Raw genomic sequence first — 11,351 nt, 5'->3', positions numbered from 1 at the left:
ATTCATTTGAATAAGTTTGAAATGTAGACCCTTTTTTAGCCATAATAAAATCCCCTCCAAGTAGAAGTGTAACATCCATGTTTGTTCATGGTCTTTTTACACTGTCTACCTTAAGGGGATAATATCACAAGAGTGTCTTTTTTTAGCAGCTGAATCCGCTGCAACTAGCTCCAACTATGATTAATAAGATAAAGAGCACAACTAGTAAGGGGAATCCGCCACCAAAACCACAGCCTCCACTGCAACTACCACCATATCCCATAATAATTTCCCCTTTACGTAAGAGGGGAAATTATTGTCTCACTCTTTTGTTTTAACGGGTTTACATTACTTTATGTTTTTTAATAATGAATGAGCAGGTCCTTTGAGAAATGATTAAAGAAAAACAACATGCAGGAATAAAGTTAGCGAAACGAAAAGGAATTTACAGAGGAGAGATAGTTAAGGTTTTGTTGAATAAAAATGCGTTACAATAGTTTATTATTTAATAGAGAGTTTTGGAAAAAAACCTTTATTTTTCAATAATATTGAATTTATGTTTTTAGTTACTAATATAGTGATGGATTGTATTCGATTCGTATATAACAATTTTCCAGAAAAAGTAATTGTATTTTTCAGATAAATGAATTATTATAAAATAAGCAATTTTACAATTTTGCAAAGGGAGGAAAATGAAGAGGCTTTTACGACTTAATAATAAAGAACAACTTTTAAGTGTGCTAAAAATGATACTCGCCTCATCATTTTCAGAGCAAAAAGGAATTAGGGTAAAGCATCTTACTTTAAATGCGGCTATGAATCATCTAAGAGGGGGAAATGAAGTGGCAAACAAAGAATTGAAACGAGGTTTGGAAGCACGTCATATTCAAATGATTGCTTTAGGCGGAACAATTGGTGTTGGTTTGTTTATGGGGTCAGCCAGCACGATTAAATGGACAGGTCCGTCAGTAATGCTTGCATATGCAATCGCTGGTATTTTCATCTTCTTCATTATGCGTGCCATGGGAGAAATGTTGTATATGGAGCCAAGCACAGGTTCATTTGCGACATTTGGCCACAAGTATATTCATCCGCTAGCTGGTTATATGACAGCGTGGAGTAACTGGTTCCAGTGGGTTATCGTTGGGATGTCAGAGATTATTGCAGTTGGGGCGTATATGAAATATTGGTTCCCGGATTTACCGGCTTGGATACCAGGTGTTATCGCAATGGTTATCCTTGGTGCAGCTAATTTAATTTCTGTTAAGTCATTTGGTGAATTTGAATTTTGGTTTGCGATGATTAAAATCGTTACGATTTTATTAATGATTATTGCCGGATTCGGTCTCATTTTCTTCGGAATTGGGAACGGAGGAGAAGCAATCGGTATATCTAATCTATGGAAAAATGGTGGTTTCTTTACAGGTGGTTTTTCAGGATTCTTCTTTGCGCTATCACTTGTAGTTGGGGCATATCAAGGTGTGGAATTAATCGGGATTACTGCTGGTGAAGCGAAAGATCCGAAGAAGACACTTACAAGAGCAATTCAAAGTACAATTTGGCGTATTTTAATTTTCTATATTGGCGCTATTTTCGTTATTGTAACTGTTTATCCTTGGGATCAATTAAGTTCAATTGGTAGTCCGTTCGTAGCAACTTTTGCGAAAGTTGGTATTACGGCAGCTGCTGGACTTATTAACTTCGTTGTTATTACAGCGGCAATGTCTGGTTGTAACAGTGGTATTTATAGTGCTGGACGTATGCTTTATACGTTAGGTGTAAATGGACAAGCACCAAAATACTTTGCGAAAATCTCTAAAAATGGTGTACCTTTATTCGGTACAGTTGGTGTAATTATCGGTTTAGCGGTTGGTGTTGTTTTAAGTTATATTGCACCGAAAAACTTATTCGTATATGTATATAGTGCGAGTGTACTTCCTGGTATGGTACCATGGTTTGTCATTTTAATTAGTCAAATCCGTTTTAGAAAAGAAAAGGGAGCAGAGATGAAAGATCATCCATTCAAAATGCCATTTGCTCCTGTAACAAACTATTTAACAATTGCCTTTTTAATTATGGTATTAATCGGTATGTGGTTTAACGATGATACTCGTATTTCACTAATTGTAGGTATTGTTTTCTTAGCTATCGTAACAATTAGTTTCTATGCTTTCGGAATAGGGAAGAGAGCTCCGTTAGACGTTCAAAATGATCAAGAGATTTCAAGTAAATAAAGGTAATAAAAAAGTCCGATTTCTTATTTAGAAATCGGACTTTTGTTATTAAAACTTTTCTAATACAATCTTCCCAATTGTACGTCCACTTTCAAGTAATGCATGTGCTTTTTTAAGGTTTTCTGCATTAATTGGTGTTAACGTATTATTTAAAGTAGTTTGAAGAATACCTTCATCTAATAGCTCGCTTACTTTATTTAATAGTTCATGTTGCGTAATCATATCACCAGTTTCATACATCGCTTTTGTAAACATAAACTCCCAAACGAATGTGGCACTTTTATTTTTTAAAATCCCCATCTCAAGAGGGTGTTCATTTTCTACGATAGAGCAAATTTTTCCTTGTGGTTTAATGATGTCACCCATCGCGTGCCAATGTTGATCAGTATTGTTTAAGCAGAAGATATAATCTACATCTTTTAGCCCAAATTCTAATATTTGATCTTTTAAAGGTTGGTGATGATTAACTATATAATCGGCACCGAATTTTTCAACCCAGTGTATAGTTTCGTTGCGGGATGCGGTTGCGATTACGTTTAGTCCAGCCCATTTAGCTAACTGAATAGCAATCGAGCCAACGCCACCAGCTCCGCCGATAATTAAAATGTTTTTAAATGAATTTTCATCTTTCTTATTATAATCAATCCCTAAACGTTCAAACAAACCTTCCCACGCTGTGATTGCTGTTAAAGGAATTGCTGCAGATTCAGCATCACTTAAAGTTTTTGGTTTTTTACCAACGATTCTTTCATCAACTAAATGATATTCACTATATGTACCTTGTTTCGTAATGCTTCCAGCGTAAAACACTTCGTCGCCTTCTTTAAATAACGTACAACCTTCGCCAGTTTGCATAACAACACCACTAGCATCCCAGCCAAGTATTTTTGCTACATCTTCTTTTTTATCTTTCGGGGATCGAACTTTTGTATCAACTGGATTAACGGAAATAGCGTTAATTTTAACAAGTATATCTCTTCCTGTGGCAACAGGTCTTTCAACTTCAATATCAATTAAACTGTTTTCTTCTTCAATAGGTAAGTATTCATGCAAACCAATTGCTTTCATTTGTATTCCCTCCATTAAAGTAAGAGTCATTTACTTCTTTATTATAGATGGTGAAATACCATTATGTAAAAAAGTACACTCTTTTTTATTTATACTGGAATGAAAGTGTAGAAGGAGTTTGTTTCTAAAAAGCAGAACTTTTTACTGTGTTACTTTATCTCAAACTAAATGTAAAGGTGGATACATAATGACAGTAAAGAAGCTTTATTTCGTTCCAGCAGGTCGCTGTATGTTAGATCATTCTTCTGTTAATAGTACGCTCACACCAGGGAATTTATTGAATTTACCTGTATGGTGCTATTTGTTGGAGACAGAAGAGGGGCCTATTTTAGTAGATACAGGTATGCCAGAAAGTGCAGTTAATAATGAAGGTCTTTTTAACGGTACATTTGTTGAAGGCCAGATTTTACCGAAAATGACGGAAGAAGATAGAATCGTGAATATTTTAAAACGCGTTGGATATGAGCCGGACGACCTTCTTTATATTATTAGCTCTCATTTGCATTTTGATCATGCGGGAGGAAATGGCGCCTTTACAAATACACCGATCATTGTGCAGCGTGCTGAATATGAGGCAGCACAGCATAGAGAAGAATATATGAAAGAATGTATATTGCCGAATTTAAACTACAAAATCATTGAAGGGGATTATGAAGTCGTACCAGGTGTTCAATTATTGTATACACCAGGACATACCCCAGGGCATCAGTCACTATTCATTGAGACTGAAAAATCCGGTCCTGTGTTATTAACGATTGATGCATCTTATACGAAAGAAAATTTTGAAGATGAAGTGCCGTTCGCTGGATTTGATCCGGAATTAGCTTTAGCTTCAATTAAACGTTTGAAAGAGGTTGTGATGAAAGAGAACCCAATTGTTTTCTTTGGTCATGATATGGAACAAGAAAAGGGATGTAAAGTGTTTCCAGAATATACATAAATAGAAAAAGTCATGAGCCTAGTAGCTCATGACTTTTTCTATTAAATAACCTTTTTAAATAAGTTATATACTTTTTTCGAATTAACTTCATTTAATTGATAATAAGTAAGATCTACGTCATTAGGAGTGTTTTGATGGGCAATCATAATTTCACTACTGTTGTTATCTACTATCCAAATTAAATATTGTTTATAAGTCCCATCTTGGAAAGTAATCCACATGTTACAATCTACTAAATCAGAACCTTCTTCATCGAGCGTTAAATCGCCTTTTTTTGCTGTGTCCATACTGTTAATGAATGTTTTTAATTCATCTGTTTTTGAAAGGAAGATAGATTTTTTTGTTTTAATTGACTCTACATGTATATCTTTTATTTCCTGTTTTCCTAAAAAAACAGGAGGTGCATTTGGGTCTCTTTGAGTTGAAATAATAGTAGCTTTCTTCTTCGGTTTATTTGTTGTATAGAAATCTTGAATAGATTTTCCAGAGTTTAAAATCCATACGATTCCAAAAATAATTAACGCGCTACCTAGCAGTAAAATGATTTTTTTAATAGAATATTCTCCTCTCTATTACTTCGTGTGAAGAACTTTTCTATTAATATATGATAGGTAAGCATAAAGTATTATAATTGGACGTGGTTATTCTTCATGGTTTTCATAGGGCGGTCAACGAGTAAATTGTAAGTAAGCCCTATTAATACGAAAATTCCACCGACAATTTTGCCAATTGAGAGTTCGTTTGACATGAAGAAATCGATGACGGTCCCCATAAATAATTGTCCGATAAAGATGAGTAATGTTAAATAAAATGCTGATATTTTAGGTGTAATATAGTTTGATAATGAAATGACGATAACACCAACTAAGCCCCCTAAATAGACTACGAAAGGAATTTTTTGTAGCGTATGACTTGATACGTATAAAGAATCTGAACTGAAAACTAAAAATAACATAGAGAAGAATAATCCAGTAATATAATTGAAAAACGTGCCTTCCCAATTTCCAATTTCCTTTGCTAAATTTGCATTAATAATTCTGGCAACAACGATAGAAACTCCAACCAAAACAGCGATACCAATATATAACATTTTCTTACCCCCATTAATAAATAGTCATTACAATAATTCCAGAAGAAATGAATAGTAACCCAATTAGTTTTTTCTTTTCAAATTTCGCAACCTTCATTCCTAATAGTCCGAAATGATCAATAATAATAGAAGCGATTGATTGACCGAGTAGGCTTAATGCGATGGTAATAGAGGCACCCAGGGCGGAGAAGCTTATATTACTAAAAAGAACAGTGAATACACCAATAGCTCCAGCGCTATATAAATAAAGCGGAATACCTTTCTCAAAACGAATTTTATTTTTGTTAATAATTAAAACGATAACAACTGCAAGTAAACCAACGAGATGAATGACAACGCTCGCTGTATAATTACCAATCATCTCAGATAAAATCCCATTCAATGGGATCATAATGGCGATAAGTGCCCCAATAAAAACAGAAAGAAAGTTATACAATGTGATATCCCCTTTATATTTCATATTTGTAATGAATGTATCATGCTGAAATTGTGTATTACTATGACATATGTCATAGTGAAAGAAGAAAATTTTATTTTAAATGGGGAGTAGTTGTAAAGGCGGGAGATTATGAGAAAAATATGTAATTCTAATAAATTAGCAGATTATATTAAGCATAATAATATTGATGCGTTTTTTAGTAGTGATATGAAACCATATATGGAACTTATATTTTTTAAGAAGAATGAGTTCATTTGCAGAGAAAACGAAGAGATAGACTATTTATATTTTTTTGTTGAAGGAAAGGCGAAAGCATTTAACACATTAAGCAATGGGAAATCTGTATTGCTATGTTTCTATGATAGCTTGCAGTTGTTAGGGGATGTGGAGTTGATTCACTCACAGAAAATTAGTTCAAATGTACAAGTAATGGTAGATTCGTATTGTGTTGGTCTGCCTTTAGGAAAGGTTAGAAATCAATTGTTTCATGATGCGACATTTTTAAAATGTATTTGTGGATCATTAGCCCAAAAATTACATCGACTTTCAAAAAATAGTACAATTAATTTACTATATCCGCTTGAAAATCGACTTGCGAGTTATATGCTAGCAGCAGGAGAAAGAGCAGAGCAGTACGATAATAGAATTGTGTTTAATGGGAATTTAACGGAAACAGCAGAGTTGTTAGGTACGAGTTATCGGCATCTATTACGAACGTTAAATAGCTTTTGTGATAAAGAGGTTATAAAGAAAAACAGTGGTTGTTTTGAAGTGATGAATATAGAAGTGTTGAGGGAACTTGCTGCGGATGTTTATAAATAGGAGGGGGTTATAAATGATTACACCTATATTAAGAATTTTTGATATTGAAAAGGCTCAGTTGTTTTACTTAAATTTTTTAGGATTTAAACTGGATTGGGAACATCGATATGAGGAAAATATGCCATTGTATATGCAAGTTTCGTTAAATGGTATTGTAATACATTTAACTGAGCATCATGGTGATGCTTCACCAGGCGGGGCGATTCGTGTGAAAATAGAGGATTTAAACAGTTATTATGCTATTTTATCAAGTAAAGATTATGCTTATTCAAAACCTGATATAGAGAGAACACCTTGGGATACAATGGAATTAACTGTGATTGATCCGTTTTTAAATAGAATTATATTTTATGAGGAGCGGGTTTAGAAATTGAGATGACATAAATAATTTATCAAGGTAGGTGTAACAATGAACAGAAAAATAGCGATAATTTCAGATATTCATGGGAATAGTCACGCTTTAAAGGCGGTATTAAAAGATATTTCACGTCGTAAGGTCGAAATGATAATAAATCCAGGTGATAGTGTGTATGGGCCGTTAGATCCTTTAGGGACAATTGAAATATTAATGAGTAACGAGATGATACATATTAAGGGGAGTTTACTTGATGGTAAGCTGCTCTTTTTTATTTTGAGTAGATATTGAATGATATAAAAATAAAATGTTATGATTATGGAAACGTATGAATATATGAACAAATATTCATGTGTTTGTGAGAAGGAGGGATTGGAGTGAAAGATATAATTATCGTTGGAGCGGGTCAAGCTGGATTAACAATAGGATACTATTTGAAGCAGGCAGGATATAGTTTCTTACTACTTGAGGCAGGAAACCGAATTGGTGATTCATGGAGAAACCGATATGATTCTTTGCAGCTCTTCACACCAAGGGAATATAGTAGTTTACCAGGTATGATATTAAAAGGAGAAGGGAATGAATTTCCAAGTAAAGATGAAATTGCGACTTATTTAGAAGAATATGCAACGTATTTTAAATTACCTGTACAATTGCAAACTGAAGTTTTAAAAATAAAGAAAGAGAAAGAAATATTTGAATTGCACACTCCTACAGAAATTTTACATTCGAAAAAAGTTATTATCGCATCAGGTGGTTTTCAGCAACCATTTATCCCCTCATTTTCAGAACATCTTTCATCGCATATGTTTCAAATACATTCATCACAATATATATCATCATCGCAAATTCCTAAAGGAAAAGTACTAGTAGTAGGTGGCGGGAATTCAGGAATGCAAATAGCAGTAGAACTTGCAAAAACTCATGAAGTTACGATGTCTATCAGTCATCCTTTAACGTTTTTACCGTTACACCTTTTTAGAAAAAGTATTTTTAATTGGTTAGAAAAAATAAGTTTATTGTATGCCGAAATAAATACAAAGAGAGGAAGGTGGTTTCAGAAGAGAAAGGATCCTATTTTTGGTTTTGAAGGTAAGGAACTCATTCGTAATGGAGCAATAAAACTACAGAAAAAAGTGGTAAGTGCATCAGGAAATAACATTATGTTTCAAAATGGTGATACATATAGTACAGAAAGCGTTATATGGTCAACTGGTTTTATGCAAGATTATAAATGGATTGAAATAGAAAAGGCAGTGAACGAGAAAGGATTTCCTAATCACGTAAAGGGAATCAGTCCAGTAAAAGGATTGTATTATATTGGATTGCCATGGCAATCTCAAAGGGGTTCTGCACTTATTTGTGGTGTAGGAAAGGATGCAGCGTATTTGCTTTCTGAAATCAAAAAAATAGATCAGTAGCAGCAACTACTGATCATCCATATGTACATGAATTAGGAGAGGTCAAACATTTATTAACTTTATTATAATAGATTTTCATCGAATAAAAAACTGAAAATTCTTATTTTATATTGAGAAAGTTTTTTTGTATCGAAATATATGAAAAAATAGGAATTTTCATTGGGAAGAAAAATGATATTTATATTTTAGTAAATTATGATATAGTCTACATTAGAGCTATTTCCATAAATATAATTATTTGTATGCTAATTATATTTATGTGAAGGAAGGAGAAGCAATTATGAAGTTTGATGATCAACGCCTACTAGGAGTCCGATTAGGCTCAACGCTCGTAACAGAGGAAAATCAATATTTAGTAATTAAGAAAAAAGATCATTATGCATTATTAAACATACATAATTTAGAATGTACTCATGTTGAAGTGCAACTAGAACATATTGAAGAAATGTTGCGTGAAGATTTTCAAGAAAGTATAACGGAAATTATTGCGCCGGAGCATATAAAAATTGTTGCGAAAAATATTATATAAAGAAAGAAGCTGGGAAAATCAGCTTCTTTCTTTATATACGTCTAATTCATTATAAGGATAGTGTTTTTAAAACTTCACCAATGATGCCCTCCATTTGATGAACACCTAAGTCTGTATTTGTCATAATAACAGCTCCATTACCTCTATGTGGATAACAAACCATCATACATTGAAATCCAACGCCCCATCCGAGTGAATAAATTTGTAAGCTTTCATTTGAATCATCTAGAAATACACCTAAACCAGTCCAGTTTGAACAGCCTTGAGGAGAAATCATGTCTTGAACTGTTTTTTGAGAAAGTTTTAGTTTACTATTTCCTTGTAAGGAATGAATGATTTCAATAACTAAAGTTGATAAGTCAGTCGGTGTTGTCCAAATGCCTGCAGCAGCTGCGAATGGATAAAATGGATATTTCTCATTTGTTACAGTTCCATCTTTATTATGCCCGCAAGCAAAAGCGTCGGTTTTATCTATGTCTTCGGGGGAGAAGAGTGTACTGTCTTTCATTTGTAGTGGCTGGAAGATATGTTCTTCTAGTAACTGATTAAATGATTTCCCTGTAATATCTTCACGTAGTAGTTCGATCATACAAAAATTTGCGTCAGAGTAGTGAAATTCACTTTCTGGTTTATAAGTTGTTTCTATAGGTACTCGGCAATATGATGTTTTACCAGCAAGGAGTTCAGACATGCTTGGTAGCCCTTGTGCGAGTGTATACTGTTCAAAACTATTAGGTGGATCAATGATTCCAGATTGGTGGCTTAATAAGTTTCGTAACGTGACTTTTTTCTGTGAAGTAAATAGATTTGTAGGGATGTTCCAGGATGTGAGTTTATCATTTACGTCTTCATCCAAATGTACGATTTCTTGATCTGATAATGTTAGTACGAGCATAGCAGTGATGAATTTGCTAATAGAACAAGAGTTAAAGATGGAATTTGTAGTGACATTTCTATTTGTTCCAAATTCAAGTGTTCCGAAGGCAGACGCTTCGTTTAGTTTGCCATGACGTATAACAGCAAGACTTAAACCTGCAACGGAATATTGGTTCATTTTCTCGTATATATTATTAATTTTCAAGTTCATAATAGCTCCCTTCTTTCAAAAAACAGAATATTAGTTTTATTATACAGTAGTAAATAGAGAGAATGAGGGAAAAAGAAAACACTTCACCTTTTATCGATGAAGTGTTTTCTTATTTTAATTTAATTCGAAGTGAATGCTTTAAAAAATTTATCTCGGTACATGTACATAAGCCATGAGGTTGTTATTAAGGAAATAATGATTTCTTTATTTTTAATTGGTGCATTGAAAACAAGCCAACCAACTATATCAAATAATAAGTGTAGTACGATTGAAAGAACTACAAATTGTAGTAGTGTATTCAAAAATCTTTTCATAAAGTGTCCCCCTAAAATAAAAGGTTTTATCCCGCATTAACGGGCAGTAAAACTCCTACCTCAAAATTCGACTGGGGCAAAGAAGTTAGGTGGGAGATCAACTGCCCGTAAACGCCCGATTGGTTCAACTAATAATCAGTGGGGGATGAACAAAACCCCCACTGATTAAAGTTTCACTTTATCAATAGTGTTGTATATTACTATTATACATTAAATGTGTGTTGTGGTAAAATTTACATAAGTTACTTAAATAAAACATATGAAAGCTAGTAAGGAGGAGCAGTCATGGAATTTTGGATTGTCATACCGATAGCGGTCTTTGGATTTATGTATCTTGCTGAAAAATTAAATAAAATCGAAAAGAAAACGGATACGCGTTTAAAGAGGATGGAAGATAGATTACAATTAATTTCGAAAGAAATGGGAATTGTAGATAGAGAACCTGAAATTAATAAAGAATTACGCCAGCTTGTGGAAGAAGGAAAAACAGTTACAGCAGTTAAGAGAGTAAGAGAAGCATTTGGTTTTTCAATACTAGAAGCAAAGCAATATGTCGATAAATTATGAAAAAGATCATCCAATTGGATGATCTTTTTTACTGAACCATACGTGTATTTACATAAGCGGCGATTATGACGTGTCCAATTACAATGATAGGAATAACGATTTTGACATTAGGAGTAGTGAAGACACTACCAATTGTGGCGATAACACCGGCAATTAAATTATAAAGACCAACTATTTTTGATAACTTCACTTTATCAGGCACACGGCGTTCATTGAATCCTGATAAGAGCCAAGTGTATTGTTTTACGCCAATGAAATAGGCTAGTGCAAATGAAATGATGGCTAGTATAAATAATGATGGAGAAGCGAAGAGAGTCACCAGAAACACCTCCATTAATAAACTATAAATAAATTATAATATAAATGTAATAATTTAACAAAAATCAATTGTGATTTTAAGTTTTAAAGCGTACAGAATTTTGTACGCTTTTTTATTAATCGCATGAAAAATATGTAAGAAAAGATGGAACAAACATTTGAGATGAATTGTCTAATATAGGTAATAA

At 33.4% G+C, this 11,351-nt stretch carries 15 protein-coding genes and 1 pseudogene; 8 read left to right on the top strand and 8 right to left on the bottom strand.

The genetic code is table 11. The features are described from left to right. Positions 1-142 precede the first annotated feature (142 nt). A complete protein-coding gene (locus tag BWGOE10_RS30310; protein WP_081338174.1) occupies positions 143-262 on the bottom strand; it encodes a YjcZ family sporulation protein in 120 nt (39 codons plus the stop codon). A gap of 559 nt (positions 263-821) precedes the next feature. Here BWGOE10_RS30310 and BWGOE10_RS17155 point away from each other — a divergent pair. Then, complete coding sequence (locus tag BWGOE10_RS17155; protein WP_070144260.1) at positions 822-2,213, top strand: amino acid permease; 1,392 nt, start codon at positions 822-824, stop codon at positions 2,211-2,213. A gap of 48 nt (positions 2,214-2,261) precedes the next feature. Here BWGOE10_RS17155 and BWGOE10_RS17150 read toward each other — a convergent pair whose 3' ends face one another. Further along, the gene (locus BWGOE10_RS17150) at positions 2,262-3,281 is read right to left on the bottom strand and encodes a zinc-binding alcohol dehydrogenase family protein (protein WP_070144259.1); all 1,020 of its coding nucleotides are present in this window, start codon (positions 3,279-3,281) and stop codon (positions 2,262-2,264) included. Between the two features lie 187 nt (positions 3,282-3,468). On the opposite strand from BWGOE10_RS17150, the gene aiiA reads away from it, so the two are divergent. After that, entirely contained in the window at positions 3,469-4,221 is a 753-nt protein-coding gene (aiiA, locus tag BWGOE10_RS17145) for a quorum-quenching N-acyl homoserine lactonase AiiA (RefSeq protein ID WP_070144258.1), read from the top strand. Between the two features lie 41 nt (positions 4,222-4,262). On the opposite strand, the gene BWGOE10_RS17140 is transcribed toward aiiA, so the two are convergent. The 3 genes from BWGOE10_RS17140 to BWGOE10_RS17130 all read right to left on the bottom strand — a co-directional run bounded on the left by BWGOE10_RS17140 (position 4,263) and on the right by BWGOE10_RS17130 (position 5,771). Then, entirely contained in the window at positions 4,263-4,757 is a 495-nt protein-coding gene (locus tag BWGOE10_RS17140) for a hypothetical protein (RefSeq protein WP_070144257.1), read from the bottom strand. An 89-nt stretch (positions 4,758-4,846) separates the two neighbouring features. Beyond that, positions 4,847-5,311, bottom strand: a complete 465-nt coding sequence (locus tag BWGOE10_RS17135) for a DMT family transporter (protein WP_070144256.1) — start codon at positions 5,309-5,311, stop codon at positions 4,847-4,849. Positions 5,312-5,324: 13 nt separating this feature from the next. Beyond that, positions 5,325-5,771 carry a DMT family transporter gene (locus BWGOE10_RS17130; protein ID WP_070144255.1) on the bottom strand — a complete coding sequence of 149 codons (447 nt, stop codon included), beginning with the start codon at positions 5,769-5,771 and terminating at the stop codon, positions 5,325-5,327. A 108-nt stretch (positions 5,772-5,879) separates the two neighbouring features. Here BWGOE10_RS17130 and BWGOE10_RS17125 point away from each other — a divergent pair, with 108 nt between their 5' ends. From BWGOE10_RS17125 to BWGOE10_RS17105, 5 genes and pseudogenes are all read left to right on the top strand, one after another. Next, complete coding sequence (locus BWGOE10_RS17125) at positions 5,880-6,572, top strand: cyclic nucleotide-binding domain-containing protein (RefSeq protein WP_070144254.1); 693 nt, start codon at positions 5,880-5,882, stop codon at positions 6,570-6,572. Between the two features lie 13 nt (positions 6,573-6,585). Beyond that, entirely contained in the window at positions 6,586-6,939 is a 354-nt protein-coding gene (locus BWGOE10_RS17120; protein ID WP_070144253.1) for a glyoxalase superfamily protein, read from the top strand. Positions 6,940-6,981: 42 nt separating this feature from the next. Then, positions 6,982-7,173 (top strand): annotated as a pseudogene (locus BWGOE10_RS17115) (metallophosphoesterase family protein); the annotation flags it as partial. Positions 7,174-7,304: 131 nt separating this feature from the next. After that, positions 7,305-8,348, top strand: a complete 1,044-nt coding sequence (locus BWGOE10_RS17110) for a flavin-containing monooxygenase (protein WP_070144251.1) — start codon at positions 7,305-7,307, stop codon at positions 8,346-8,348. 280 nt (positions 8,349-8,628) lie between these two features. Beyond that, positions 8,629-8,877, top strand: a complete 249-nt coding sequence (locus tag BWGOE10_RS17105; RefSeq protein WP_070144250.1) for a hypothetical protein — start codon at positions 8,629-8,631, stop codon at positions 8,875-8,877. A 49-nt stretch (positions 8,878-8,926) separates the two neighbouring features. Here the strand turns inward: BWGOE10_RS17105 and BWGOE10_RS17100 are convergent, their stop codons facing one another. Further along, the gene (locus BWGOE10_RS17100; RefSeq protein ID WP_070144249.1) at positions 8,927-9,964 is read right to left on the bottom strand and encodes a serine hydrolase domain-containing protein; all 1,038 of its coding nucleotides are present in this window, start codon (positions 9,962-9,964) and stop codon (positions 8,927-8,929) included. A 119-nt stretch (positions 9,965-10,083) separates the two neighbouring features. Beyond that, positions 10,084-10,278, bottom strand: a complete 195-nt coding sequence (locus tag BWGOE10_RS17095; RefSeq protein WP_070144248.1) for a hypothetical protein — start codon at positions 10,276-10,278, stop codon at positions 10,084-10,086. A gap of 285 nt (positions 10,279-10,563) precedes the next feature. Between BWGOE10_RS17095 and BWGOE10_RS17090 the strand changes: the two genes are divergently transcribed. Beyond that, the gene (locus BWGOE10_RS17090; RefSeq protein ID WP_070144247.1) at positions 10,564-10,845 is read left to right on the top strand and encodes a hypothetical protein; all 282 of its coding nucleotides are present in this window, start codon (positions 10,564-10,566) and stop codon (positions 10,843-10,845) included. A 28-nt stretch (positions 10,846-10,873) separates the two neighbouring features. On the opposite strand, the gene BWGOE10_RS17085 is transcribed toward BWGOE10_RS17090, so the two are convergent. After that, positions 10,874-11,164: a DUF3784 domain-containing protein gene (locus BWGOE10_RS17085; protein ID WP_070144246.1), complete on the bottom strand. Its 291-nt coding sequence runs from the start codon at positions 11,162-11,164 to the stop codon at positions 10,874-10,876. Between the last annotated feature and the right edge of the window lie 187 nt (positions 11,165-11,351).

Origin of the sequence: Bacillus mycoides, assembly GCF_001757995.1 — a bacterium.
Lineage (GTDB): Bacteria > Bacillota > Bacilli > Bacillales > Bacillaceae_G > Bacillus_A > Bacillus_A mycoides_B.
This window is presented reverse-complemented; position numbering and strand designations above follow the sequence as displayed.